The 24,219-nt window shown below is 65.5% G+C and carries 27 protein-coding genes; 14 read left to right on the top strand and 13 right to left on the bottom strand.

From position 1 onward, the window contains the following. The first annotated feature begins 294 nt into the window (after positions 1-294). From QZ471_RS19765 to QZ471_RS19750, 4 genes are all read left to right on the top strand, one after another. On the top strand, positions 295-807 hold the full coding sequence (locus tag QZ471_RS19765) for a ferritin-like domain-containing protein (RefSeq protein WP_295466994.1): 513 nt from the start codon (positions 295-297) through the stop codon (positions 805-807). A gap of 40 nt (positions 808-847) precedes the next feature. Continuing rightward, on the top strand, positions 848-1,747 hold the full coding sequence (locus tag QZ471_RS19760) for a manganese catalase family protein (RefSeq protein WP_295466992.1): 900 nt from the start codon (positions 848-850) through the stop codon (positions 1,745-1,747). A 121-nt stretch (positions 1,748-1,868) separates the two neighbouring features. Then, complete coding sequence (locus QZ471_RS19755; RefSeq protein ID WP_295466990.1) at positions 1,869-1,997, top strand: hypothetical protein; 129 nt, start codon at positions 1,869-1,871, stop codon at positions 1,995-1,997. Positions 1,998-2,101: 104 nt separating this feature from the next. Then, a complete protein-coding gene (locus QZ471_RS19750; RefSeq protein WP_295466988.1) occupies positions 2,102-2,524 on the top strand; it encodes a hypothetical protein in 423 nt (140 codons plus the stop codon). A 52-nt stretch (positions 2,525-2,576) separates the two neighbouring features. Here the strand turns inward: QZ471_RS19750 and QZ471_RS19745 are convergent, their stop codons facing one another. Both QZ471_RS19745 and QZ471_RS19740 read right to left on the bottom strand, forming a co-directional pair. Further along, complete coding sequence (locus QZ471_RS19745; protein ID WP_295466986.1) at positions 2,577-3,176, bottom strand: glutathione S-transferase family protein; 600 nt, start codon at positions 3,174-3,176, stop codon at positions 2,577-2,579. Between the two features lies 1 nt (position 3,177). Further along, positions 3,178-4,347 carry a PLP-dependent aminotransferase family protein gene (locus QZ471_RS19740; protein ID WP_295466984.1) on the bottom strand — a complete coding sequence of 390 codons (1,170 nt, stop codon included), beginning with the start codon at positions 4,345-4,347 and terminating at the stop codon, positions 3,178-3,180. A gap of 79 nt (positions 4,348-4,426) precedes the next feature. On the opposite strand from QZ471_RS19740, the gene QZ471_RS19735 reads away from it, so the two are divergent. From QZ471_RS19735 to QZ471_RS19715, 5 genes are all read left to right on the top strand, one after another. Continuing rightward, positions 4,427-4,906 carry a MarR family transcriptional regulator gene (locus tag QZ471_RS19735; RefSeq protein ID WP_295466982.1) on the top strand — a complete coding sequence of 160 codons (480 nt, stop codon included), beginning with the start codon at positions 4,427-4,429 and terminating at the stop codon, positions 4,904-4,906. An 87-nt stretch (positions 4,907-4,993) separates the two neighbouring features. Then, positions 4,994-5,599, top strand: coding sequence for a LysE family translocator (locus QZ471_RS19730; protein WP_295466980.1), 606 nt, complete (start codon positions 4,994-4,996; stop codon positions 5,597-5,599). A gap of 8 nt (positions 5,600-5,607) precedes the next feature. Next, positions 5,608-6,795: a benzoate/H(+) symporter BenE family transporter gene (locus tag QZ471_RS19725; RefSeq protein ID WP_295466978.1), complete on the top strand. Its 1,188-nt coding sequence runs from the start codon at positions 5,608-5,610 to the stop codon at positions 6,793-6,795. A 56-nt stretch (positions 6,796-6,851) separates the two neighbouring features. After that, complete coding sequence (locus tag QZ471_RS19720) at positions 6,852-7,853, top strand: NADP-dependent oxidoreductase (protein ID WP_295466976.1); 1,002 nt, start codon at positions 6,852-6,854, stop codon at positions 7,851-7,853. A 222-nt stretch (positions 7,854-8,075) separates the two neighbouring features. Further along, positions 8,076-8,999: a GGDEF domain-containing protein gene (locus QZ471_RS19715; RefSeq protein ID WP_295466974.1), complete on the top strand. Its 924-nt coding sequence runs from the start codon at positions 8,076-8,078 to the stop codon at positions 8,997-8,999. Between the two features lie 31 nt (positions 9,000-9,030). Here QZ471_RS19715 and rluB read toward each other — a convergent pair whose 3' ends face one another. The 4 genes from rluB to zwf all read right to left on the bottom strand — a co-directional run bounded on the left by rluB (position 9,031) and on the right by zwf (position 13,040). After that, complete coding sequence (gene rluB, locus QZ471_RS19710) at positions 9,031-10,083, bottom strand: 23S rRNA pseudouridine(2605) synthase RluB (protein ID WP_295466972.1); 1,053 nt, start codon at positions 10,081-10,083, stop codon at positions 9,031-9,033. Between the two features lie 131 nt (positions 10,084-10,214). Further along, positions 10,215-10,853, bottom strand: a complete 639-nt coding sequence (locus tag QZ471_RS19705; protein ID WP_295466970.1) for a bifunctional 4-hydroxy-2-oxoglutarate aldolase/2-dehydro-3-deoxy-phosphogluconate aldolase — start codon at positions 10,851-10,853, stop codon at positions 10,215-10,217. Positions 10,854-10,873: 20 nt separating this feature from the next. Beyond that, the gene (pgl, locus tag QZ471_RS19700; protein ID WP_295466968.1) at positions 10,874-11,584 is read right to left on the bottom strand and encodes a 6-phosphogluconolactonase; all 711 of its coding nucleotides are present in this window, start codon (positions 11,582-11,584) and stop codon (positions 10,874-10,876) included. Next, positions 11,571-13,040, bottom strand: a complete 1,470-nt coding sequence (zwf, locus tag QZ471_RS19695; protein WP_295466965.1) for a glucose-6-phosphate dehydrogenase — start codon at positions 13,038-13,040, stop codon at positions 11,571-11,573. The genes pgl and zwf overlap by 14 nt, the downstream gene beginning before the upstream one ends. Before the next feature lie 162 nt (positions 13,041-13,202). On the opposite strand from zwf, the gene QZ471_RS19690 reads away from it, so the two are divergent. Beyond that, entirely contained in the window at positions 13,203-14,072 is an 870-nt protein-coding gene (locus QZ471_RS19690) for a MurR/RpiR family transcriptional regulator (protein ID WP_059229546.1), read from the top strand. Between the two features lie 175 nt (positions 14,073-14,247). Here QZ471_RS19690 and QZ471_RS19685 read toward each other — a convergent pair whose 3' ends face one another. The 7 genes from QZ471_RS19685 to QZ471_RS19655 form a co-directional block, all read right to left on the bottom strand. Continuing rightward, positions 14,248-15,297, bottom strand: coding sequence for an AI-2E family transporter (locus tag QZ471_RS19685; RefSeq protein ID WP_295466962.1), 1,050 nt, complete (start codon positions 15,295-15,297; stop codon positions 14,248-14,250). A gap of 123 nt (positions 15,298-15,420) precedes the next feature. After that, the gene (locus QZ471_RS19680) at positions 15,421-17,097 is read right to left on the bottom strand and encodes a methyl-accepting chemotaxis protein (protein ID WP_295466960.1); all 1,677 of its coding nucleotides are present in this window, start codon (positions 17,095-17,097) and stop codon (positions 15,421-15,423) included. Positions 17,098-17,162: 65 nt separating this feature from the next. Further along, positions 17,163-18,509, bottom strand: a complete 1,347-nt coding sequence (locus tag QZ471_RS19675) for an ATP-binding protein (protein ID WP_295466958.1) — start codon at positions 18,507-18,509, stop codon at positions 17,163-17,165. Beyond that, entirely contained in the window at positions 18,506-19,171 is a 666-nt protein-coding gene (locus tag QZ471_RS19670) for a response regulator transcription factor (protein WP_295466956.1), read from the bottom strand. Before QZ471_RS19670 ends, QZ471_RS19675 begins: the two co-directional genes overlap by 4 nt. Then, positions 19,172-19,459: a PepSY domain-containing protein gene (locus QZ471_RS19665; protein ID WP_295466954.1), complete on the bottom strand. Its 288-nt coding sequence runs from the start codon at positions 19,457-19,459 to the stop codon at positions 19,172-19,174. 5 nt (positions 19,460-19,464) lie between these two features. Next, entirely contained in the window at positions 19,465-19,773 is a 309-nt protein-coding gene (locus QZ471_RS19660; RefSeq protein ID WP_295466952.1) for a PepSY domain-containing protein, read from the bottom strand. 76 nt (positions 19,774-19,849) lie between these two features. Beyond that, positions 19,850-20,107 (bottom strand): DUF3253 domain-containing protein, encoded by a 258-nt coding sequence (locus QZ471_RS19655; RefSeq protein ID WP_295466951.1) that lies wholly within the window; start codon positions 20,105-20,107, stop codon positions 19,850-19,852. Positions 20,108-20,167: 60 nt separating this feature from the next. Between QZ471_RS19655 and QZ471_RS19650 the strand changes: the two genes are divergently transcribed. From QZ471_RS19650 to QZ471_RS19635, 4 genes are all read left to right on the top strand, one after another. Next, a complete protein-coding gene (locus QZ471_RS19650) occupies positions 20,168-21,295 on the top strand; it encodes a DNA topoisomerase IB (protein ID WP_295466949.1) in 1,128 nt (375 codons plus the stop codon). 263 nt (positions 21,296-21,558) lie between these two features. Next, on the top strand, positions 21,559-22,293 hold the full coding sequence (aztA, locus tag QZ471_RS19645; RefSeq protein WP_295466947.1) for a zinc ABC transporter ATP-binding protein AztA: 735 nt from the start codon (positions 21,559-21,561) through the stop codon (positions 22,291-22,293). Next, positions 22,290-23,159 carry a metal ABC transporter permease gene (locus QZ471_RS19640; RefSeq protein WP_295466945.1) on the top strand — a complete coding sequence of 290 codons (870 nt, stop codon included), beginning with the start codon at positions 22,290-22,292 and terminating at the stop codon, positions 23,157-23,159. Before aztA ends, QZ471_RS19640 begins: the two co-directional genes overlap by 4 nt. Positions 23,160-23,170: 11 nt before the next feature. Then, positions 23,171-24,091: a metal ABC transporter substrate-binding protein gene (locus tag QZ471_RS19635; protein ID WP_295466943.1), complete on the top strand. Its 921-nt coding sequence runs from the start codon at positions 23,171-23,173 to the stop codon at positions 24,089-24,091. Positions 24,092-24,219 lie beyond the last annotated feature (128 nt).

Genomic DNA, 24,219 nt, shown 5'->3' with positions numbered 1-24,219 from the left:
CGCAGTGGGTGAACGGTATCCAGAGCCGTGCGAACGGTAAACATATGACTATAACCGGGCACGGTCGAGACAAGACTTGTACAGCCAAAGCCCTCGCGTACAACAAAAAAGACTGCCAGACCTCCTGCCGCCGCTGGGGTTGTAAAACAAAAGCCGCTCGCCTTCCCCACCGATCCGAAAGGCTCTCGCCGCCCGAATCTCTGCTTCCTCCCGGCCCACTAATGATCAGACAGAACCTGGATTCGGTGGTGGACGACGGCCATCGCCACGGCCCTTTTCCAATAGGAGTTTTCCATGACTGCATCCAGAAAAGACAACCTTATCGATTGGCTTCGCGACGCCCACGGCATGGAAGAGCAGGCGGAGAAAATGCTCACTGCCCAATCGGCCCGGCTGGAGCACTACCCGCGCCTGCGCCAACGCATCGAGCAGCACATCCGGGAAACCCAGGAACAGCGTCAGGTGATCGAGAGTTGCCTGAGCCGCCTGGGCAGCAGCCCCTCCACCCTCAAGGACCTGGGCGGCAAGTTGATGGCGCTGGGCCAGGCCATCGGCGGCGCCCCCATGAGCGATGAGGTCATCAAGGGTGCCATCAGTGGCTACGTCTTCGAGAACCTCGAAATCGCCACCTACACCACGCTGATCGCGGCGGCTGCCGAGATCGGCGACAGCCAAACACAGCAGGCCTGCGAACGCATCCTCGAACAGGAGAAGGCCATGGCGGCCTGGTTGCTGGAAGACCTGCCGGCCACCACCCGAGCCTTCCTGGAACGCTCCGCCGACCCCGACCTGGCCGCGAAGCGCTGAACCACCCCCGCGTTACCCGTGACTAGCCCCTGGAGGTTACATGTTCGTCCATAACAAGCGACTGCAATACACCGTGCGCGTATCCGAACCCAATCCCGGCCTCGCCAACCTGATGCTGGAACAATTCGGCGGTCCCCAAGGCGAACTCGCTGCCGCCATGCGCTATTTCACCCAGGCGATAGCCGAGCTGGACCCGGGTCGCAAGGACATGCTGTTCGACATCGCCACCGAGGAACTCAGCCACCTGGAGATCATCGGCTCGCTGATCGCCATGCTGAACAAGGGCGCCAAGGGCGACCTGGCGGAGAAGACCCAGGCAGAGGCGGAGATGTACCGCTCCCTGACCGGCGCCGGCAACGATTCCCACGTCACCCAGATCCTCTACGGTGGCGGTCCCGCCCTGGTCAACTCAGCTGGCGTACCCTGGACCGCAGCCTACATCGATACCATCGGCGAACCGACCATCGACCTGAGATCCAACATCGCTGCCGAGGCGCGTGCCAAGATCGTTTACGAACGGTTGATCAATGTCACCGATGACCCGGGCATCCAGGACACCCTGAGCTTCCTGATGACCCGGGAGATCGCCCACCAGAAGTCCTTCGAGAACGCCCTGCACTCCATCCAGCCCAACTTCCCCCAGGGCAAGGTGCCACCGCGGCCGGAATTCGCCAGCGTCTACTACAACCTGTCGCAAGGCGAAGGCGATCTGCGCGGCCCCTGGAACCAGGGCCAGGACTGGGAGTACGTCGAACAGCCCGGCACCGCGGTCGATGGTGGCGATGGCCTGGCCAGCGTCACCCTGCCTACGCGGCAGGCCGAAGCCGTGGAGCAGTTGGCCACCCGCACGATGTCGGACCCAAGCGCTGCCCCGATGACCGGTGCCGACCTGGGCGCGGGTCTCGCCCAGAAGCTCGACAAGAACCGTCTGGAAGAGTGATGCCCTGGCTTGCCGACGTGGCGATAACGCGTCGGCAAGGCCTCCCCTCTCAACTGTCGTCTTACCTTTCGTCGGCACGCCGGCAAATCGCCATACCCTCCTACGAACCTGGCCAGTTGCCATGAGTCCTATCGCCATCATCGTAGTAGGGGAAACCTTGATGGAAGATTATCTGTTGGCCTTCGCCATGGTCGCTCTGACCGCCCTGTTCATCGGTCTCACTACCGTCGGTCTGGTAGAAATTACCTGATGGCGCTTTGCCGCCTTCTGCGCTGAACATTTGCCTGGCAGCGTAGTCTGCCGCTGTGCATTGATGCCACCACGTTGCACCGACGTAGTCAGGGACGCCCCACCATGAAACGCCACGCTTTCGCTTTAGCCGTTGCGGTCGCTGCCCTCTGCAGTAGTCCTGCCTTCGCCATGGACCAGGATGCACTGCAGTTCGAGCAGACCACCATGGCCGCCTTCAAGACCTGCGCCAACAAAGCCGTCATCGCCGGCACGCGAATCGGCGACACCGCCCGTTTCGCCGACACCGACAGCTGCGTCGCCGAAGCCCTGTCGCAAATCGAACCGGCCTACCAGAAGGCCCTCACCTCCTTGCAGAACAACGGTACCGCGCGCCGCTGCCTGCAGACCTACTACAGCAACTGGATGGCGCTGATGAAATCCCTGCCGGAATTGCAGACCAAGCCGCCGTCTTCGGTTCTGTTGACCGCCAACGGCGGCGAGCGCCGCCTCAACCAGTACTGGCAGTTCGTGGTCAGCGCGCGCTAGAACGGGCCCGCCAGGCATGCAAAAAGAGCGACCTTGCGTCGCTCTTTCGCTTTCAGCCGATCGGGACGTGGCCGGGTTGGGCAGCGACCCGGGCCAGCCAGGCGCGCAGCGCCGGAAAGTCATCCAGCACGAAGCCCCCTTCGTCGGCCACATGGGTATAGGCATAGAGCGCGATGTCGGCGATGGAATACCGCTCGCCCACCAGGAAGGGGGTTCGCTGCAGTTGCTGCTCCATCACCGCTAGTGCCCGGTAGCCCCGCGCCAGGCACGCCTCGTGCTCGGCCCGACGGGACTCCGGCAGGCCTTGGTAAAGCTGGATGAAACGTGCCACCGCCACATAGGGTTCGTGGCTGTACTGCTCGAAGAACTGCCACTGCAGCACCTGGGTGCGCAGGCGCGGTTCGCTCGGCAGGTAAGGACTGCCCTCCGCCAGGAAGTTGAGGATGGCATTGGACTCCCACAGACAGGTGCCATCGTCCAACTCCAACACCGGAATCTTGCCGTTCGGATTCTTCGCCAGGAACTCCGGGGTACGGGTCTCACCGGCGAGGATGTCGACGTCGTGCCAGCGATACTCCACCCCCAGCAGGTGCAGCATCAACACGACCTTGTAGCAGTTGCCGGAACGGCGATCACCATGGACCTGGTACATGTCATAGCTCCTTGTCGGCGGGGGTGGCTTGCCGGATCACCGCGGCCAGGCGGGCCAAGCCGGTATCGAGGCGTTCGGGTAGCACATGGCTGAAGTTGAGGCGCAGTAGACCACGATGCTGGTCGGGATCGGCGAAGAAGGGCTCACCGGGCATGAAGGCGACCTGCTCCGCCAAGGCCTGGTCCAACAGCGTACGGGTATCGAGGGGCGTTTTCAGTCGCAGCCAGAAGAACAGACCACCCTGGGGCACCTGCCAGTCGGCGATATCGCTGAAATGCCGCTCCAGGGCCACGGCGAAGCTGTCCCGACGCTCCCGGTAGAAATCCCGTATTTCGTCCAGATGCCGGGCATAGCGCTCGCTGCCCAGCCATTGCAGCACCTGCCACTGGCTGACGCGGCAGGTATGCAGGTCGGCCGCCTGCTTGAGCGCGCGCAAGGGTTTGAGCAGCTCCGGCGAGGCGATCAAATAGCCCACGCGCAGGCCGGGTAGCAGTGTCTTGGACAGGCTGCCGGTGTAGATCCAGGCGCTGCGCTGGAGCTGGGCGCAGACTGGCCGCGCCGGTCCACCGTCGTAGCGGAGTTCGCGATAGGGTTCGTCTTCCACCAGGGTGACACCGAACTCGTCCAGCAGCGCCGCCACCGCATCTCGGTTGGCCGGGCTGTAGCGCACCCCGGACGGATTCTGGAAGGTCGGGATGAGATAGGCGAAGGCCGGGCGCCGCGCCGCCAGGCAGTCACGCAGGGCGGCGAGGTCCAGCCCCTCCGGCGTCAGGCTCACGCTCAGGCAGTCTGCGCCAAAGAACTGGAAGCTCTGCAGGGCCGCCAGGTAGGTAGGCCCCTCCACCAGCACCGGGGTACCCACGTCGATGTACAGCTTGGCGATCAGATCCAGGGCCTGCTGCGAGCCGGTGGTCACCAGCACCTGTTCGGCCGTGCAGTCCAGGCCGTAGCTGCGGGCCTGGGCGGCGATGGCTTCGCGCAGCGCGGGCTCGCCCTCGCTCATGCCGTACTGGCCCAGGCCGGCGGGCATGGCCGTCCAGTCCACGGTCGGCAGGCAACGTTCGGCCGGCAGACCACCGGCGAAGGACATCACCTCAGGACGCTGCGCCGCTGCCAGAATATCCCGGATCAGACTGCTCTTGAGTCTGGTCACCCGCTCGGAAAATGCCATCTTCCCTCCGTGGCCTGCGGCCGCCTAATGAGTCAAACTAGTTGACCGACCCTAATCCACCTTGGAAAGACAAGTCAATATGCTTGACCTAAACCAGACTGCCAGCCAACGCCAAGTCATGGAAAGCTTCTTCTTCGGCTACCAGGCGTTCACCGCCAAGGCCGACGACATGCTCGCCCGCCGGGGCCTGAGTCGGGTCCACCAGCGCATCCTGTTCTTCATCGCGCGCGATCCGGGCTTGAGTAACAAGGCGCTGCTGGAGGTGCTCAACGTCAGCAAGCAGGCGCTGAACATCCCGCTGCGGCAGTTGCTGGAGATGCAACTGGTGGTGATGGAGACCGACGCCAGCGACAAGCGCCGGCGCAGGCTATCGCTGACCCGCGGCGGCGCAGCGTTGGAGCAGACCCTGAGACGCGAGCAGATGCGCCTGGTGCAGGCGGCACTGGCCGCGGCCGGGCCGGACGCAGCCGCGGGCTGGCTGGCGTTCAATCAGGCCCTGGCCGGTCGCCAGGCAGTCGATGGCAGCCAGGACAGTTCGGAACACTCGGTCGACGCCTGAAAACTGTACCGCTCGTTCGCGGCCTCGGTGTATGGATACCGGCGCAAGGCGCCTGGCTAAGCTGGCGCAAAGCTCAGGGATGTCCTCATGACCGTCGAACTGCTTTACGCCTTCATGCTCTTCGCCTTCGTCTCCTCCGCCACACCGGGTCCCAACAACATGATGCTGCTGGCCTCCGGGGTCAATTTCGGCTTCCGGCGGACCCTGCCGCACATGTTCGGCATCAGCCTGGGCCATATGCTGCTGGTCATCTGCACCGGCCTCGGCCTGGGTCAGCTGTTCGTGCTCTATCCGCCGCTGCAGATCGCCTTGCGGGTGGTCGGCGGCGCCTATCTGCTGTATCTGGCCTGGAAGCTGGCCACCGCCGCGGCGCCTACGCCGCGGGAGACAGCCAGCGGCAAGCCCTTCGGCTTCTTTCAGGCCGCGGCCTTCCAGTGGGTGAATCCCAAGGCCTGGGTGATGGCCGTCGGTGCGGTCACGGCCTATATTCCGGCCGAGAACTTCACCGCCAATCTGCTGCTGGTGGCCCTGCTCTTCGCCTTGATCAACCTGCCCAGTGTCAGCCTCTGGACGCTGTTCGGCATGGGCCTGCGCCGTCTGCTCAGCAGCCCGGCCCGCCTGCGGGTGTTCAACTGGAGCATGGCGCTGCTGCTGGTGCTGTCGCTCTATCCGATCCTGTTCGGCCACCATTGAGATCCACCATGGACGTCACCACGCGCCGGCTCAGACCGCTGGCCGATACCTCTCCCGCGGCCATCGTTGCCGGTTTCGTCGCCATGCTGGTGGGCTACACCAGCTCCCTGGTGCTGATGTTCCAGGCCGGCCAGAACGCCGGCCTCAGCACCGGGCAGATTTCCTCCTGGATCTGGGCGCTGTCCATCGGCATGGCCCTGACCACCATCGGCCTGTCGCTGAAATACCGGACGCCCATCGTCATCGCCTGGTCGACCCCGGGTGCGGCCCTGCTGGTCACCAGCCTGCCGTCGGTGCCCTACAGCGACGCCATCGGCGCCTTCATCGTCTGCGCGGCCTTGCTGGCTCTGTGCGGCCTCACCGGCAGCGTCGACCGGCTGTTGCGCCGGGTACCGCCGGCCCTGGCCGCTGCACTGCTGGCCGGAATCCTCTTCCGCATCGGCATCGAGATCTGTGCGGCGGCCCAGCACCGGACCGCCCTGGTACTGGGCATGGCGCTGAGCTACCTGGTGGCCAAGCGCCGCTGGCCCCGCTACTGCGTGCTGGTGGCCCTGGTGACCGGCCTGCTGCTGGCGGCCGGCCTCGGCCTGCTGGACTTCAGCCAGCTGCGTCTGGAACTGGCGATCCCGGTCTGGACTGCCCCTACCTTCTCCCTCACCGCCACCATCGGCATCGCCATCCCCCTGTTCGTGGTGGCCATGGCCTCGCAGAACATGCCTGGCATCGCGGTGCTGCGCACCGACGGCTACGCGGTGCCGGCCTCGCCGCTGATCGCCACCACCGGACTTGCCTCCCTGCTGCTCGCCCCCTTCGGCTCCCATGGCATCAACTTGGCGGCCATCAGCGCGGCGATCTGCACCGGTCCCCAGGCCCATGAGGACGCTGGCAAGAGGTACACGGCAGCGGTCTGGTGCGGACTCTTCTATGGCATCGCCGGCCTCTTCGGCGCGACCCTGGCCGCCCTCTTCGCCTCCCTGCCCAGCGAGCTGGTGATCTCGGTGGCTGCCCTGGCGCTGCTTGGCTCGATCATGAACGGCCTGCACGGCGCCCTGGCCGAGCCCAGCCAGCGCGAGCCGGCCCTGATCACCTTCCTGGTGACGGCATCGGGCCTGACGCTGGCCGGGGTGGGATCGGCCTTCTGGGGCCTGGTGGCGGGTCTTGTCGCCAGTTTGCTACTCACCGCACGCCGCACCTAGGAAACGAGTGGGCTCCTGATCGGTCGGAACTTGATCGTTCCCCACAGGAGACCACCATGTCCCGTACCAATCGCCAATTCCTGCTCGCCAAGCGCCCCTCCGGCGAACCCACCGCGGAAACCTTCGAGCGCGTCGAGCAGCCGGTAGGCGAGCCTGGCGCCAGTCAGGTGCTGGTCAAGAACCTCTACCTGTCCCTCGATCCAGCCATGCGCGGCTGGATGAACGAGGGCAAGTCCTACATCAAGCCCATCGGCATCGGCGAGGTCATTCGCGCCCTGGGCGTGGGCGAGGTGGTCGCCTCCCAGCATCCGGACTTCAAGCCAGGCGACACCGTCAACGGCATGCTCGGCATCCAGGATTACTACCTGGGCGAGCCCCAGGGCTTCTACAAGGTGGACCCCAACAAGGCCAGCCTGCCGCAATACCTCTCGGTGCTGGGCATGACCGGCCTGACCGCCTACTTCGGCCTGCTGGAAGTGGGCGCGCCCAAGGCCGGCGAGACCCTCGTGGTGTCCGGCGCTGCTGGCGCGGTCGGCAGCATGGTCGGCCAGATCGGCAAGCTTCAGGCCTGCCATGTGGTGGGTATCGCTGGCGGCGCCGAGAAATGCCGCTACCTGATCGAAGAGCTGGGCTTCGATGCCGCCATCGACTACAAGGCCGAGCCGGACCTGGCCGCGGCCCTGCGCCGGGAATGTCCTAATGGCATCGACATCTACTTCGACAACGTCGGCGGCTCGACGCTGGACGCAGTGCTCGCCCAGATCAACTTCCGTGCCCGGGTAGTGCTCTGTGGCGCCATCAGCCAATACAACAGCGACAAGGTCCAGGGTCCGCAGAACTACCTGGCGCTGCTCAGCAATCGCGCGCGCATGGAAGGCTTCATCGTGCTCGATCATGCCGCACGCTACGCCGAAGCCCAGCAACAACTGGCGACCTGGCTGGCAGACGGCCAGCTCAAGTCCCGTGAACATGTGGTGGAAGGCCTGGATACCTTCCCACAGACACTGATGAAGCTGTTCTCCGGTGAGAACTTCGGCAAGCTGGTGCTGAAGGTCTAGCGCGGTGTTCCCAGAGTTACTGGTTAACTCTTGAAACAGTACCCACGAACCGGGCGTCGGAAAGTCGTCGCGGATCCGACGAAAGACCTGCCGTCTCGCTGTTCGAGAGTCAACTTACCAGCGGCGATTGGCCATCACTTTCGCAAACCGTTGATTTATATGGCATAACGGAGTTGGCACAGTTCTCGCTGTGGAGGGATCATCGGCCAAGGAGAATCCGGCATGGTCCCGCCCTCATCCAACACCATCGATTTCGATCTCGCCCGCCAGCAGCGTAATGCGAGCCCAGCGTCCGTCACTCGCGAAAGCGATCCTGAGGTTCTGGGCGCGCTACGCCAGCGCCTAACAGCGGTACTGCAGGCGTCGCTGGATCTGGAGCGGGTGCTGCAGCTCTTCCAGCAGGAAGTCAGCGCGCTGGTGGACCTGCCCGGCCTGTGCTATCGCCATGCGCGGGAGGGCATCGACATCAGCCTGGGACAGGCAACCGGCCACCAGGTGCACTATCACCTGAGCCAGGGCGACATTCCACTGGGTGATTTGAGCGTGTGCCGCAGCGAGCGCTTCCAAGAGAGCGAGCTCATGGCGCTGGAATTGCTGCTCGGCAGCCTGATGTTTCCCCTGCGCAACGCCCTGCTCTACCGCGAGGCGCTGAACAATGCACTGCGTGATGCCCTTACTGGCGTAGGCAACCGCAACGCTCTGGATCGCGCCCTGGTACGCGAACTGGAACTGGCCCGCCGGACGCAACAGCCGCTGTCGCTGCTGATGCTCGACCTGGACCACTTCAAGCGCATCAACGATCGCTTCGGCCACGGCGTGGGTGACGATGTGCTGCGACAGACCGCCCAGACCATCGCCAGTTGCCTGCGCAGCATGGACATGGTGTTCCGCTTCGGCGGCGAGGAATTCTGCGTGCTGTTGTCGGCCACCTCCCACGAGGCGGCCCACACGGTGGCGGAGCGTCTGAGAGCGGCGGTCGAGACCCAGGCCTCGCGCGAGGGCGCCATACCGCTGTCGGTCACCCTGAGCATTGGCCTGGCGACGCTGCGCGACGTGGAATCGCCGCGCTGCCTGCTGCAGCGCGCCGACAGCGCCCTCTACCAGGCCAAGGCCGGCGGCCGCAATCGCCTGTGCAGCCTGGCCTGAAGGTCGCCTGCCGGGCAGGCGTCCTCATCTTCTAGCGGCGGCCGCCCTTACCGGTACCACCGCCACTCGGGCCGCGACGCGGCGCGATACCCGGGGAGGTGCGTCCCTTGCTCACCGGTTTGCGGCCGACTTCGCTGGGACGCTCGGCCACGGCCGAACCCTGTGTCTTGGTACCCTTGGCGGTCTTGTTACGCGAGCCGCGGCCCGCATCGATGGGACGGGCAGTCTTGCGCTGCTGACGCTCCAGTTTTTCCTTGGTCTTGCCGTCCATGGCCGGCAGGGCCACCGGTGGTAGCCCTACCTCGGCGGCGAGGATGTCCACTTCCGACTGGGTCATTTCGCGCCAGCGCCCGACCGGCAGATCGCTGGTCATGAACACCGGACCGAAGCGCACTCGCTTCAGGCGACTCACCAGGAGGCCCTGGGATTCCCACAGCCGACGCACTTCGCGATTACGGCCTTCCATCACCACGCAATGGAACCAGTGGTTGAAGCCGTCGCCTTCCGGCGCCTGCTGGACGTCGGTGAAGCGTGCCGGACCGTCTTCGAGAATCACGCCATTTTTCAGGCGCAGCAGCATCTCCTCGGTCACCTCACCGCGTACCCGTACCGCGTATTCGCGGTCCATCTGGTAGGACGGGTGCATCAGCCGGTTGGCCAGTTCGCCATCGGTGGTGAACAGCAGCAGGCCAGTGGTATTGATGTCCAGGCGACCGACGTTGATCCAGCGCCCCTGCTTAGGCTTGGGCAGGCGATCGAACACAGTCGGCCGGCCTTCGGGATCGTCGCGGGTGCAGATCTCGCCTTCGGGCTTGTTGTAGATCAGGACGCGGCGCACCACTTCTTCGGCCTGGTCGCGCTTGAGCAGGCGACCGTCGACCGCGATGGCGTCGTTGGGCATCACCCGCAGGCCCAGGGTGGCGACCACCCCGTTGACCTTGATGCGGCCTTCGCCGATCCAGGCTTCGACGTCACGGCGCGAGCCGACGCCCAGGCGTGAAAGGACCTTCTGCAGCTTCTCGCCCGCCGGGGCGGGTGCGGCTTCGTCAAGGGATTCTTTATCGGGGTTTCTATCGAGGGTCATCTGGCACCTCCCGGTGTAGTGGACGACGAGGGCGCCACGGAACGGGCGCCAGGAAAAGAACAAGGGGCGCATGATAGCGCCCCTCCTCCCGCCAGCCTAGCTCGTCTAGCGGGTGACGGATGGCCGCAGCCTCAGTCCAGCGCAGCCAGGGCCTCGCGGCACAGCTGCTCGACGCGGTTCCAGTCCTTGGCCTTCACCACGTCGTTGGGCAGCATCCAGCTGCCACCCACGCAGAGCAGGTTTGATTGCTGGAAGTAGTTCTTCACGTTGCCGGGGTTGACGCCACCGGTGGGGCAGAACTTGAGTTCGGCGAAGGGACCGGCGAAGGCCTTGAGCGCATCCACGCCGCCATAGACGTTGGCCGGAAACAGCTTGAAGCGGCGATAACCCAGGCGATAGGCCTGCATGATCTCCGACGGAGTGGCGATCCCAGGCAGCAGCGGAATGGGCGCGGATACCCCCGCCTGGAGAATTTCCTCGGTGGTACCCGGGGTGACGATGAACTGGGCGCCGGCCTCGACCGCGGCATCGAACATCCGTACGTTGAGCACGGTGCCGACGCCGACGTCTAGATTCGGCCGCTCCTGGCGCAGCAGACGCACCGCATCCAGTCCGTGAGCGGATCTGAGGGTGATCTCCAGCGCGGTGAGGCCGCCGGCCGCCATGGCGTCGGCGAACGGCAACACGTCGGCAGGATCATTGATCACGATCACCGGCAGGATCCGGGCACGCGCGCACAGAGCATCTAGGGTCGCGATCTTGTTCTGCATGTCCACAAACTAACTCCTCGTCAGGGGCACCAATAGACGACCAGGGGTTCGCGCAGGAACGCCTTGATCGGAGTGGCCAACTCGTCGCCCTCGGCCAGAGCGGTTTCCAGTACCTGCCGCTTGCCTGCGCCCTGGATGGCGAGGATCTGCTGCCGCGCCCGGCTCAGGTAGGCACGACTCAGGGTGACGCGACGCTGCGGCGCCGAGGGCGCAAGCCCCGGGAAGCTCAGGCGCTCGCTGGCCGGGTCCAGAGCCTCTTCCAGGCCGGGACTGCCGGGGAACAGCGAGGCGGTATGGGCATCGTCGCCCATGCCCAGCACCAGGACGTCGGGCGTCCCCAGGGCGTCGCGCAAGCGCGCTTCGGTGAGGGCCAGGCCCTCTTCCGGCGTATTCGCCGGGCTGTACAGGTCGACGAACTGCGCCGCTGCGGCAGGCCCCTGGAAGAGATGCTTGCGCAGCAGGCCGGCGTTGCTGTCCGGATCGTCGATGGGGACCCAGCGTTCATCCGCCAGGGTGACCACGACCTTGGCCCAGTCCAGCTCGGCCTTGGCCAGCCGCTCCAGGAAGGGCACCGGACTGCGGCCGCCGGAGACGATCAGCAAGGCTTCGCCACGCGCGGCCAGGGCCTCGCGCAACGCGGTGCTGACCGCCTCGGCCAGCGCCGCGGCATGGGCCTCGCGGTCGGGCAATTCGCGCAGGGTCACGCCCTGCCCCAGATCAGATGTCGCCATACCAGGATCTCCCGTCTCGTGCGATCAGCGCGATGGAGGTCAGCGGACCCCAGCTACCCGCGGCATAGGACTTGGGCGAGTCGCCCATCTTCGACCAGCCGGCCAGCAACTGGTCGCACCATTTCCAGGCCGCCTCGATCTCGTCCTTGCGGACGAACAGCGATTGGTTGCCCTGCATGACTTCCAGCAGCAACCGCTCGTAGGCGTCCGGGGTGCGCAGGTGTTTGAAGGTCTCGGAGAAATTCAGTTGCAGCGGACCGCTGCGCAGTTGCATGCCCTTGCGCAGACCCTGGTCCTTGCTCATCACCTGCAGCGAGATGCCCTCGTCCGGCTGGATGCGGATGATCAGGCGGTTGCTGATCAGGCTGCGCTGCTCGGGGGCGAAGATGTAGTGCGGGGGTTCCTTGAAGTGAATGACGATCTGCGACAACTTCTGCGGCATGCGCTTGCCGGTACGCAGATAGAAAGGCACACCGGACCAGCGCCAGTTGCGGATGTCCGCGCGGATGGCGACGAAGGTCTCGGTGCGGCTCTCGGTGTTGGAGTTGGGCTCTTCGAGATAGCCCGGCACCGGCTTGCCGTCGCTGTAGCCCGAGGTGTACTGACCGAGCACCACGCGGCTGGCGAGCTGGTCGGCGGTGATGGGTTCCAGGGCCTTGAGCACCTTGACCTTCTCGTCACGGATGCTGTCGGCCGACAGGTCCGCCGGCGGGTCCATGGCGGTCAGGCAGAGCAGTTGCAGCAGGTGGTTCTGCACCATGTCGCGCAGCTGGCCGGCCTGGTCGAAGTAGCCCCAGCGCCCCTCGATGCCGACCTTCTCGGCCACGGTGATCTCCACGTGGGAGATGTAGTTCTGGTTCCACTGGGTCTCAAACAGGCTGTTGGCGAAGCGCAGCGCGATGAGGTTCTGCACCGTCTCCTTGCCCAGATAGTGGTCGATGCGATAGACGCGGTCTTCCGGGAAGAAGCGCGCCACGGCGTCGTTCACCACCTTGGACGACTCCAGGTCGTAGCCGATGGGCTTTTCCATCACCACCCGGGTGCGTTCGCACAGACCGACGGCGGCCAGGTTCTCGCAGATGGCACTGTAGACCAGGGCTGGCGTGGCAAAATAGGCGATCAGCGTCTCGGTATCACCCACATCCTCGGCGAGTCCCGTATAGTCTTCGCGGTTGCGGAAGTCGATGGCGCGATAGCCCAGTCGGGCCCGCATCCGCGCGAAGACCGCTTCGTCCCAGTCCGCCTTCGGCACATAGTGGCGCAGCCGTTCCTCGATGTGCTCGAGCTGCTTGACGCCGTCGCCCTGATCGCGCGCCAGCGCCATGATCCGGGTGTCGTCGTGCAGCAGGCCTTCACGATCCAGCTGATACAAGGCAGGGAAAAGTTTACGCAGGGCCAGGTCGCCCAACGCGCCGAAGATTGCCAGGGTACAGGGTAGAACTCGGACGCCAGCCATAAATATTCGTTCTTTTACTTAAAGTTTGAGATATTCCGATCCCATCATAGGGGACGCGGCGCGATTCGCGTAGTCTTAATATCAAAAAAATGCGGCCCGACGGCATCGGCCCAACCCTTTTATAGCCTTAGGATAGAGGCACAACAACCACTAGGAGTTCTCATGGATCGTGCCAGCACCCTGCTGCAAACCATCCAGACGCGCGTTGGCGAACTCAACCGTGCCGAACGCAAGGTCGCTGAAGTCATTCTGCAGAATCCCCGGCAGGCCACCCGCTACACCATCGCGGCCCTGGCCCAGGCGGCCCAGGTCAGTGAACCCACGGTGAACCGCTTCTGTCGGTCGCTGGGGGTGAGCGGCTATCCGGAGATGAAGATCCAGCTGGCCCAGAGCATCGCCAGCGGCGCCGTCTACGTCAGCCAGGCGGTGGAGGCCAACGACGAACCCGAGGCCTATGCCGAGAAGATCTTCAGCAGCACCATCGCCTCGCTGGACAGCGCCCGCCAGCGGCTGGACGCCCGCACGGTGGATCGCGCGGTCGACCTGATGATCCAGGCGCGGCAGATCCATTTCTTCGGCCTGGGCGCTTCGGCACCGGTGGCCCTGGATGCCCAGCACAAGTTCTTCCGCTTCAACATGGCGGTCTCGGCGCACTCGGACGTGCTGATGCAACGGATGCTCGCGTCCATCGCGCGGACCGGCGAACTGTTCGTGATCATCTCCTACACCGGCCGCACCCGCGAGCTGGTGGACGTGGCCAAGCTGGCGCGGGACAACGGCGCCTCGGTGCTCGGCCTCACCGCCAGCAACACCCCGCTGGCCAAGGTTTGCACCCATAGCCTGGACATCCCGCTGCCGGAAGACACCGACATCTACATGCCGATGACTTCGCGGATTATCCAGCTCACCGTGCTGGACATCCTGGCGACCGGGGTGACCCTGAAGCGCGGCGTGGACTTCCAGCCGCACCTGCGCAAGGTCAAGGAAAGCCTGGTGGCGACCCGCTATCCCTCGGAGCCCGACCAGGGCTAAGCGCCCTGCCCGATGTGCAAAACGTGCTTACGATCTCGCGAGCTAGAGCCAAACAAGGCGAAAGCGCCTGAGGAAGCGGAGTTTACATAGAGTAAATGAGCATTCCGACGGGGCTGGCCTTCCAGGGCGATTTCAACGCGGTTTGGCCGACGCGCAGCAGATCGTAAGCAGGTTTTTAGATGTCGTCGCGGTGGCTGAACAGATCCCAGGTGGACATGAACAGTGCGGCGATCAGCGGGCCGATGACGAAGCCGTTCAGGCCGAACAGCGACATGCCGCCGATGGTGGAGATCAGCACCACGTAGTCGGGCATCTTGGTGTCCTTGCCGACCAGGATGGGGCGTAGCAGGTTGTCCACCAGGCCGATCACCACCACGGCGAAGACGATCAGGATCACGCCCTTGATGACCGAACCGGTGGCCAGGAAGTAGATTGCCACCGGCACCCAGATCAGCGCCGAACCCACCGCCGGCAGCAGCGACAGGAAGGCCATCAGGGTGCCCCAGAGCACCGCGCCCTGGACTCCCAGCACGCCGAGGATGAAGCCGCCCAGAGCGCCCTGCACCACCGCGACGATGATGTTGCCCTTGACCGTGGCACGTACCACGGCGGTGAACTTGGCCATCAGGCTGCGCTTGTGCATGTCGCTCAGCGGAATGGCCTTGCGGATCAGCGCCACCAGCTGCGAACCGTCGCGCAGCAGGAAGAACAGCAGATAGAGCATCACGCCGAAGCCGATCAGGAACTGGAAGGTTCCCTGACCGAAGCTGAAAGCCTGGGTGGCGACGAACTGGCTGCCCTGCATCGCGCCTTCGGAGAGCTTTTGGCGAATGCCCTCGAGGTCACCGGCGCCGAAACGCTCCAGCACGCTGCGCACCGAATCCGGCAAGGCGCCCCAGATCTGCTGGTAGTACTGGCCGAAGTTAAGCTGACCGCTGCTGACCTGTTGGTAGAGCAGCGAGCCTTCCTGCACCAGGGAGACGGCGATGAACACCACCGGCAGGATGACGATGAGTAGGATCACGAACAGCGTGCAGAGCGCGCCCAGGTTGCGCCTGTTGTTGAAGCGGCGGACGAACCAGCGCTGCAGCGGCGCGAACAGGATGGCGAGGATGGCGCCCCAGAAGACCGCCCCCAGGAAGGGGGTGAGGATCCAGATGAAGGCGAGCGAGACCACCACCAGCAGGATCAGGAACGTTTTGTTTTCCAGCCGAGCACTTTTCATTGGCTTTCGCGATTCCAAACAAGGATGACGGGCCTTGCTTAGAGCCTCGGAAGCCGTTGGGTTCCCATGAGCGCCCCCAACTCGACCCGAAGAGGCGCGCCGGAGACCCCGGCGCGCCGCTGATCATACACGGAACTGTCGCACCAGCCCGCCCAGACGCTCGCCCAGGCCGACCATGCCGGCAGTACTGGCGGCGCCCTGTTGGGCGCCCTGGGCCATGCTGTCGACGGCCCCGGCGATGGTGTGGACGCTGCGATTGATTTCCTCGGCCACCGCCGTCTGCTCCTCGGCGGCGCTGGCGATCTGGGTGTTCATGGCGTTGATGGTGGCGATCAGTTCGCTGATCGACGCCAGCGCCGCGCCGGCCTGCTCGGCCTGGGCGGTGGTGGCCTCGCCCATGCCACTGGAACGCTCCATGGCGCCTACCGCGCGACCGGTCGCCTGCTGCAGGCGGTCGATCATGCCCTGGATCTCCTGGGTGCTCTGCTGGGTGCGGCTGGCCAGGGCGCGGACTTCGTCGGCCACCACGGCGAAACCGCGTCCCGCCTCGCCCGCCCGGGCGGCTTCGATGGCGGCATTGAGCGCCAGCAGGTTGGTCTGCTCGGCGATGGCACGGATCACGTCGAGCACGCCGACGATGGCGCCGACGTCCTGCTTCAGGCCGTCCAGGGAGACACCGCTCTGGCGCACCTCCTCGACCAGGTCATGGATGCGAGTGACGCTGGAGGCGACCACCTCGCGAGCCATGCGGCCCTGCGCCTCGGTCTGGCGGGTGGCCTCGGAGGCCTGCAGGGCACTGCGCGCCACTTCCTGGGCTGCGGCGGACATCTCGTTGATGGCGGTCGCTACCTGGTCGGTCTCGCTGCGCTGGCGCTGCATGTCGCGATCGGTGCGCTGGGCCTGCTGGGCGACGTCGTCGAGCAGGCCGGTGAGTTGGCGGGTGATGTCGACGACCTGGACGATGGTGCCCTGGATACGATCGACGAAGCGGTTGAAGGAGGCGGCAAGTTCACCGATCTCGTCGCGACCGGTGACGGGAAGACGGCGAGTCAGATCGCCCTCCCCGGCAGCGATGTCGTCGAGATTGGCCCGGATCTGGGCCAGCGGCCGCAGCGTCCGAACCGCGAAGAGTTGCGCGGCGATGCCGATCACCACCAGCAGCACCCCGGCGACGCCGAGGATCAGCCAAAGCTGGCTGCGGGTCCGCTGGGCGACCTGATCGGCTACGGCAGCGACCTCGGCCTCCACACCGTCCAGGTTCACCGCGGAGCCGATCACCAGGTCCCATTTGGGCAGATAGTCGGTGTAGGCGAGCTTGGGCACCAGTACGTCCTTGTTGCCTGGTAGCGACGAACTGTAGCGACTGAAGTGCGAGCCATCCTTGCCGACCCGGACCAGTTCTTGGTTCAGGTAGACGCCATTGGGATCGCGATTGTCCTTGAAGCTCTTGCCGATACCGGCCGGATCGTTGCCTTTGAACAGGCGGACCACGTTGGAATCGTAGCCGAAGATGTAGCCATCCTTGCCGTAGGCGATGGCCGACAATAGGCGAATGGCTTCCTTGCGCGCCGCGGAATCGCCCGGGGCGGCGCTGTCGTACAGCGGCTTGACCACGGTCATGGCCGCTTCGACGGTGTTCTGCAGAGCGCCGCGGCTCTGCGCCATCAGCCGTTCGCGGGCTTCGCTGACGTCCTTGGCCGCCTGCTCGTGCAGCACCCAGTAGGACAAGCCACCCAGGACGATGGTGAAGAGGCAGACAGGCAGGATCGCCAACAGGGTGACTTTCAATTTCAGGCTCATGGGTTCTCCTTGGCAGCAAGAGCTGTGCGGTTATCGGCTGCGCAAGGTCGAACTTGACCAAGAAGTCACACGACAGACTGGTGTTGCCTGCCTCCCGGTGGCGAAGGCAGTTGGATAACCACGGCGAGCCCGCCCAGGGCCGAAGGCTCCAGCGCCAGGGTGCCACCGCAGCTGTCGACGATATCCCTAGCGATGCCCAGGCCGAGACCGTGGCCAGCGACGCCTTCGTCCAGGCGGGTTCCTCGACTCAGGATGGCTTGGCGCTCGCCTTCCGGCACGCCCGGTCCATCGTCCTCGATGCGGATGACATAGCCCTCGGCTCGTTGGGCGATTTCCAGGTGCACCCGCCGATGGGCCCACTTGCCGGCGTTGTCCAGCAAGGTGCCGAACAGTTCCAGCAGATCCTCGCGGTCCCATGGCAGGCGCAGGCCCTCGGGAAGCTGGCAATCGAACACCAAATGCTCGCCATGCAGGCGCTGGAGCAGGACGCAGAGCTCGCGCAACTCCGCTACGTCCAGGTGTGCCCCGGGCAGGGCCTCGCCGGCCAGCCGCGCCCGGCGCAGTTCCCGCTCCAGCCGTTCACGGATGCGCGCCAGTTGCTCGCGCAGGGTGTCGCGCTGCTCAGGCAGAGCTTGCAGTTCGGGTCGCTCGGCCAGACTGGTGAGCACCGCCAGCGGCGTCTTCAAGGCGTGGCCCAGGTTGCCTATACCATGGCGTGCGCGCTTCAGACCCTCTTCGGTGTGGCGCAACAGGGCGTTCATCTCCGCCACCAGCGGCGCGAGCTCGGCGGGCACCGTGGCGTCCAGCGCCGAGCGTCGGCCCTGGTGCAACTGGGCGATCTGTTCGCGCACCTGCTCCAAGGGCCGCAGCGCGCGGCGCACGATCAGGCGCTGCAGCAGGAGCAGCAGCACCAGGATCGCCAGTCCCAGCGCGGCGCCCAAACCGAGGATGCGAGTGAGGCTCGTCAGCAGCGGATTGTAGTCGTCGGCTACCGTCACCCTCACCTGCTGCCCATAGCGCTGGTAATCGGCGCGGTAGGTGAGCAGATGCTGACCGCTGGGTCCCTCGACCAGGGCGTCGCTGAGCCCGGCAGCAGGCGGCGCCTCGAGTTGGGCATCCCACAGGGAGCGCGAGCGCCAGCGGATGTCCAGCGCGGGAATCTCGATCAGAAAATAGCGGCCCGACAGGGGCCGGGTATAGAGACTGCCCAGCCGACCTTCGTCCAGTTGCAGGCCATGGGGTCCGCGCACCAGCGCGGCGAGCAGATTTTCCGTCTCACTGCGCAGGCCGGTTTCCAGGTAGCGACGCAGGGCGTGGTCCACCAACCAGGCGCCGCCCAGCACCAACACCAGACCGGCGACCAGCAGGACGACCACCAGGCCGACCCGCAGGCGGGTCTGGATGGACCTCAATCGACACCGCCCAGGCGATAGCCCTGGCCGCGGCGGGTCTCGATGACGTCCCGCCCGAGCTTGCGCCGCAAGTGGTTGATGTGCACCTCGATGACGTTGGAGTCGCGTTCGCTTTCACCATCGTAAAGGTGATCGTTCAGCCGGGTCTTGGACAGGATCTGTCCCGGGTGCAGCAGGAAGCAGCGCAGCAGGCGGAACTCCGCGGCGCTGAGGACGATGGTCTCGTCGCCGCGAACCACGCACTGGCGCGCTTCGTCCAGCGCCAGCCCGGCCGCCTGCAGCAACGGCTGGTTGGCCAGGCCGCGCACCCGCCGCAACAGGGCGGCGATGCGTAGCCCCAGCTCCTCCGGATGGAAAGGCTTGGTCAGGTAGTCGTCGGCGCCCGCCTTGAGTCCTTCGATGCGTTCCGCCCAGCTGTCGCGGGCAGTGAGGATGAGCACAGGCGTCGCCAGGGCAGCGGCACGCCACTCGCCCAGCACCTCGAGGCCTGGGCGCCCCGGCAGGCCGAGGTCGAGCACGATGAGGTCATAGGGCTCCTGGGCGCCCTGCCAGGCGGCGTCGCGGCCGTCCGCGAGCCAGTCGATGGCGTAGCCCTGGCGGGTCAGGAAGGCCGAGATCTCGTCAGCCAGGGCTACATCGTCTTCTACCAACAACAGGCGCATCTAGTCGTCTACCTCGTCCTTCATGATGGCACCGTCCATGGCACTGATCTCCAGTTCGCGGACCCCGTCGCCGACGAGAATCTCGATCTCGTAGCGGTACTGGCCATCTTCCTCTTCCAGCTCGGCCTCCAGCAGCCGGGCGTTCGGATAGCGTTCGTTGACGCGCTGCATCAGGGTTTCCAGGGGCCGGATCACCCCCTCCTTGCGCAGCTTGAGGGCCTCGTCCTGGTCCAGATCGCGGGCCTGGACCAGGGGGGCGGCGCCGAGCAGGATCAGCCCAGCCAGCACGAGACCTAGTTGTCGCGCTCGTTCTTCAGGACTTCGCCAGTGGTGGCGTCGAGTTCCAGATCCCATTTCACACCTTTGGGGTCACGCAATTCCAGTTGATAGATGTAGCGGCCGTACTGCTCTTCCAGTTCCGTGTCGTGGGTGGTGGAACCCGGATGCGTGGCGACGGCGGCCTGGTTCAGTACCTCGAAGCTCTTTATCTTGCCGCTGTCACGCAGCTTCAGGGCTTCGTCGGGGCCGAGGTCGCGGGCCTGGGCCACGCCCACGCCGGTGAGCAGGAGGGCGGCAGTCGCAAAGGCGGTCAGCTTGTTCATGGTGATTCTCTCTCTGGTTGCGGTTCGTTCTGGGTCCAGAGTAGCGATGCGCCATTAATCGAAACTGAAACGCCGCTTAAACCAAGCTTAATCGGATCGGGCCCTGCCAGGGGCCATCCGGGCTCAAGGCTCGACCCTGCTGGGTCACCTTGAGCCGACCCTCGCGCGCCAACTCGCGGGCGACCTGGCGCAGCGGCTCCATCAGCGGGCGCCAGTCCGCCGCCAGTTCGCGGGCCACCTCCGATGGGCAGAAGGTGGTACCCGGGCGACGCGCCTGGGCCTTGGCCAGCAAGGCTAGGCGTAACTGTGCGTCGGTCGGCTTGAGCGCGGTCATGAGAACCCGGTCCTGTCTCCTGGAGTCCACCGTTTCGACCAGGAAATCGTCGGTGCAGTCATGACCTCTCGCTCGAAAGCCGCAAAAATCGTGCAACGCCTCGCCCAGACCGATCTGCCCATCCCCGCCGATGAGCGTGACGATACCGGCACCGCCCTCTGCACACCGCTGCCGCCGGACCTCAACTACGTCGACGATGCCCAGCCCGGCCTCAGCCGGCGCAAGCTGCGCGGTAAATGGGCCTATTTCACGCCGGACGGCGAACGCATCCGCGATCAGGCGGAAGTCGAGCGCATCAACAAGCTGGCGATTCCGCCGGCCTATACCGACGTCTGGATCTGCGCGGATCCGAACGGCCATTTGCAAGCGACCGGCCGCGATGCCCGGGGACGCAAGCAGTATCGTTACCATCCGCGCTGGCGCGAGATTCGCGATACCGACAAGTACGAGCGGATGCTCGCCTTCGGCCAGGCGCTGCCCAAGCTGCGCCAGCGGGTGGAAGAGGACCTCAATCGGCGCGGCCTGTGTCGCGAGAAGGTCATGGCCACGGTGATCAGCCTGTTGGATGCCACCCTTATCCGTGTCGGCAATGCCCAGTATGCCAAGAGCAACAAGTCCTACGGACTGACCACCTTGCGCAACCGCCATGCCGAGGTGCACGGCAATACCATCGCCTTCCATTTCCGCGGCAAGAGCGGTGTGGAGCATGACGTCAAGGTCAGCGATCCGCGCCTGGCGCGGACCGTGAAGAAATGCCTGGAGCTGCCAGGTCAGCATCTGTTTCAGTACGTGGACGCCGAGGGCGAGCGGCACACGGTGACCTCTTCCGACGTCAACGCCTACCTGCATGAGCTGACCGGCGCGGACTTCACCGCCAAGGACTACCGCACCTGGGCCGGCAGTGCCCTGGCCCTGGAGGCCCTACGCGAGCTGCGCTGCGAAACCCAGACCGAAGCCAAGAAGGAGCTGGTGGACATGGTCAAGGCGGTGTCGCGGACCCTGGGCAATACCCCGGCCGTCTGCCGCAAGTGCTACATCCATCCCGGCGTGCTGGACGCCTTCCTCGCTGGCGATCTCTGCACCCTGCCCCGTCCGCGCAAGCGCAAGGGGTTGAAGGAGGAAGAGGTGCTGCTGCTCAATTTCCTGCAACGGTTGGAGCAGCGCGTCGCGGAAACCCAAGCGGCCTGACGATGGTGGGCGGCGCCCGCCGCCCTGCCGGTTTCCGGCAAGTCAGCAACGTTCCGCTGGTGGCGAGTCCACGCCATCGACCTCGACTGGCCGGATGACAGCATGTAAACGTTATGTTATAACTTTTGCGAGCTAACCAAGGCCTACCCGATGTCCGCCAAGCGTTCCTCCCTACTGCTGCTTTCCGTTCCCACCCGCCTGCTGCTGGCCTGCCTGCCCCTGGCAGCGCTGTGGCTAGCCGTGCGCTGGGCGGTCGCCCTGCCGTGAGCGCCGCCATAGAGTTGCGGGACCTGACCCTGGCCTACCAACGCCATCCCGCTATCCATCATTTGAACGGTCGCTTCGCCGCCGGCAGTCTGACGGCCATCGTCGGCCCAAACGGCGCCGGCAAGTCGACGCTGCTCAAGGCCATCGCCGGCACCCTGCGCCCGGTCAGTGGCCGGGTCGATCGCGCCGTACCGCAGCGCCGCCTCGGCTATCTCCCCCAGGCGGCGGAGATCGACCGTAGCTTTCCCCTGAGCGTGCTGGAAACCGTGGTGCTGGGTGCCTGGCGTGGGCTGGGGCTCTGGCGTGGCGTCACCGCCGCCCAATACCAGGAAGCGCGGGAGGCACTGCAGGCGGTAGGCCTCGAAGGCCTGGAGGAACGGCTGGTGGGAACGCTCTCGTCCGGGCAATTCCAGCGCGTGCTGTTCGCTCGGCTGCTGCTGCAGGACGCCCCCGTGCTGCTGCTGGACGAGCCCTTCACCGCCATTGATGCTCGTACCACCGCCGACCTGCTGACCATCGTCCGCCGCTGGCATGGCCAGGGCCGCACGGTGATCGCCGTGCTGCACGACCTGGAGCAGGTCCGCGAGCACTTCCCCGAAACACTGCTGCTGGCGCGCGAGGCCATCGCCTGGGGCGAGACCCACCAGGTGCTGGTCCCCGACAACCTGGCCAAGGCGCGCAATCTGGCCGAGCACTGGGACGCCAATGCGGCGGTGTGTGAGCGCGCATGACGCTCTATCAACTGCTGCTCGAACCCTTCGTCGAATTCGGCTTCATGCGCCGCGCGCTGGTCGCCTGCCTGGCCCTGGCCCTGGGCGCCGGTCCGGTGGGGGTGCTGCTGATGCTGCGGCGCATGAGCCTGGTGGGCGACGCCATGAGCCATGCCGTCTTGCCGGGCGCCGCACTGGGCTTCATGGTAGCGGGCCTGTCGCTGCCGGCCATGGGCATCGGCGGCATGCTCGCCGGCCTGCTGGTGGCCGGCCTTGCCGGACTGGTCAGCCGGTTCACCAGCCAGCGCGAGGACGCCAGCTTCGCCAGCTTCTACCTGATCTCCCTGGCCGCCGGCGTCCTGATCGTCTCGGCCCATGGCTCCAGCGTGGACCTGCTGCACGTGCTGTTCGGCACCATCCTGGCCATCGACGCCACGGCGCTGTACCTGGTCGCCGGCATCGCCAGCCTGTCGTTGGTGGTCCTGTCGGTGATCTATCGGCCCCTGGCACTGGAATGCTTCGATCCCGGCTTCCTGCGCGCCGTGGGCGGTCGCGGCTCGCTCTATCACCTGCTGTTCCTGCTGCTGGTGGTGCTCAATCTGGTGGCCGGCTTTCAGGCCCTGGGGACCCTGATGGCCGTTGGCCTGATGATGCTCCCGGCCACCGCCGCGCGCTTCTGGGCCCACAGCCTGCCGGGGCTGATGGCGGTAGCCAGCCTGATCGCCAGCCTGAGTGGACTGGTCGGTCTGGTGCTGTCCTACCACCTCGGTTACGCCTCGGGGCCGGCCATCGTCCTCACCGCCGGCGCTTGCTACCTCTTCTCCCTGGTGTTCGGTCGTCTCGGCCTGTATCGGCGACTACGTCCGCGCCCTCATCTCTCTCACTGAAAGGAGTCGTCATGAAATCCCTGTTCTCGCTGGGCGCCGCCCTGTTGTTCGTGTTGGCCGGTCAGGCCCAGGCCGCGCCAGTCAAGGCGGTGGCCACCTTCACCGTGATCGCCGATGTGGTCAAGCAGGTCGGCGGCGATCACGTGCAGGTCACCTCCCTGGTCGGCCCCAACGGCGATCCCCACGCCTACGAACCCACCCCCGCCGATGCTCAGGCGCTCAAGCAGGCCGACGTGGTATTCATGAGCGGCCTGCACCTGGAGGGCTGGATGGATCGGCTGATCAAGGCCTCCGGCCAGGCGCGACCGCCGGTGGTGCTCAGCGAAGGGGTCAAGACCCGCGAGATGGCCGAAGAGGAAGACGAGCACGGCCACGACGACCATGATCACGACCATGGCGGTCTCGACCCCCATGTCTGGAACAATCCGCTCAACGTGGTCGTCTACACCCGCAACGTGGTCAAGGCGCTGTCCGATGTCGATCCGGCGGATGCCGCCTTGTTCAAGGCCAACGGTGATCGCTACATCGCCCAGCTGGAGGCGCTGGACCGCTACGCGCGCGAGCAGATCGGCCAGATTCCCCAGGCGCGCCGCAAGGTGCTGACCTCCCACGACGCCTTCGGCTACTTCGCCGATGCCTATGGCGTGACCTTCATCTCGCCGCTGGGCCTGTCGACGGAAGCCGAGGCCTCGGCCCAGGACGTGGGCAAGCTGATCCGCCAGATCAAGCAGGAGCACGTGGCGGCCTACTTCTTCGAGAACTCCAACGATCCGCGCCTGGTCCAGCAGATCGCCAAGGCCAGTGGTGCTCAACCAGGTGGTGAGCTGTATGTCGAGTCCCTGTCCCCGGCGGACGGCCCGGCACCCACCTACGCCGCCATGTTCCGCTACAACGTGGATACCCTGGTCAAGGCGATGAAGGCGGGGCATTGACACCCCGCTGCTAGCGCGACGGACAGCTTGGGTTTGGCGTAGCAAGGTCCAACCCAACGAGCAGATGTCGCAGGAGCCACTGTCCCGTATCGCGGCCATGGGCCGCTCCTACAAAAGCATCACCCCTT

Source organism: uncultured Pseudomonas sp., assembly GCF_913774235.1.
In the GTDB taxonomy this organism is placed as follows: domain Bacteria; phylum Pseudomonadota; class Gammaproteobacteria; order Pseudomonadales; family Pseudomonadaceae; genus Chryseomonas.
This window is presented reverse-complemented; position numbering and strand designations above follow the sequence as displayed.

Coding starts and splice junctions, on each gene's coding strand:
- QZ471_RS19765 (WP_295466994.1), top strand. CDS start 295: ATGACTGCATCCAGAAAAGACAACCTTATCGATTGGCTTCGCGACGCC.
- QZ471_RS19760 (WP_295466992.1), top strand. CDS start 848: ATGTTCGTCCATAACAAGCGACTGCAATACACCGTGCGCGTATCCGAA.
- QZ471_RS19755 (WP_295466990.1), top strand. CDS start 1,869: ATGAGTCCTATCGCCATCATCGTAGTAGGGGAAACCTTGATGGAAGAT.
- QZ471_RS19750 (WP_295466988.1), top strand. CDS start 2,102: ATGAAACGCCACGCTTTCGCTTTAGCCGTTGCGGTCGCTGCCCTCTGC.
- QZ471_RS19745 (WP_295466986.1), bottom strand. CDS start 3,176: ATGTACCAGGTCCATGGTGATCGCCGTTCCGGCAACTGCTACAAGGTC.
- QZ471_RS19740 (WP_295466984.1), bottom strand. CDS start 4,347: ATGGCATTTTCCGAGCGGGTGACCAGACTCAAGAGCAGTCTGATCCGG.
- QZ471_RS19735 (WP_295466982.1), top strand. CDS start 4,427: ATGCTTGACCTAAACCAGACTGCCAGCCAACGCCAAGTCATGGAAAGC.
- QZ471_RS19730 (WP_295466980.1), top strand. CDS start 4,994: ATGACCGTCGAACTGCTTTACGCCTTCATGCTCTTCGCCTTCGTCTCC.
- QZ471_RS19725 (WP_295466978.1), top strand. CDS start 5,608: ATGGACGTCACCACGCGCCGGCTCAGACCGCTGGCCGATACCTCTCCC.
- QZ471_RS19720 (WP_295466976.1), top strand. CDS start 6,852: ATGTCCCGTACCAATCGCCAATTCCTGCTCGCCAAGCGCCCCTCCGGC.
- QZ471_RS19715 (WP_295466974.1), top strand. CDS start 8,076: ATGGTCCCGCCCTCATCCAACACCATCGATTTCGATCTCGCCCGCCAG.
- rluB (WP_295466972.1), bottom strand. CDS start 10,083: ATGACCCTCGATAGAAACCCCGATAAAGAATCCCTTGACGAAGCCGCA.
- QZ471_RS19705 (WP_295466970.1), bottom strand. CDS start 10,853: ATGCAGAACAAGATCGCGACCCTAGATGCTCTGTGCGCGCGTGCCCGG.
- pgl (WP_295466968.1), bottom strand. CDS start 11,584: ATGGCGACATCTGATCTGGGGCAGGGCGTGACCCTGCGCGAATTGCCC.
- zwf (WP_295466965.1), bottom strand. CDS start 13,040: ATGGCTGGCGTCCGAGTTCTACCCTGTACCCTGGCAATCTTCGGCGCG.
- QZ471_RS19690 (WP_059229546.1), top strand. CDS start 13,203: ATGGATCGTGCCAGCACCCTGCTGCAAACCATCCAGACGCGCGTTGGC.
- QZ471_RS19685 (WP_295466962.1), bottom strand. CDS start 15,297: ATGAAAAGTGCTCGGCTGGAAAACAAAACGTTCCTGATCCTGCTGGTG.
- QZ471_RS19680 (WP_295466960.1), bottom strand. CDS start 17,097: ATGAGCCTGAAATTGAAAGTCACCCTGTTGGCGATCCTGCCTGTCTGC.
- QZ471_RS19670 (WP_295466956.1), bottom strand. CDS start 19,171: ATGCGCCTGTTGTTGGTAGAAGACGATGTAGCCCTGGCTGACGAGATC.
- QZ471_RS19660 (WP_295466952.1), bottom strand. CDS start 19,773: ATGAACAAGCTGACCGCCTTTGCGACTGCCGCCCTCCTGCTCACCGGC.
- QZ471_RS19655 (WP_295466951.1), bottom strand. CDS start 20,107: ATGACCGCGCTCAAGCCGACCGACGCACAGTTACGCCTAGCCTTGCTG.
- QZ471_RS19650 (WP_295466949.1), top strand. CDS start 20,168: ATGACCTCTCGCTCGAAAGCCGCAAAAATCGTGCAACGCCTCGCCCAG.
- QZ471_RS19640 (WP_295466945.1), top strand. CDS start 22,290: ATGACGCTCTATCAACTGCTGCTCGAACCCTTCGTCGAATTCGGCTTC.
- QZ471_RS19635 (WP_295466943.1), top strand. CDS start 23,171: ATGAAATCCCTGTTCTCGCTGGGCGCCGCCCTGTTGTTCGTGTTGGCC.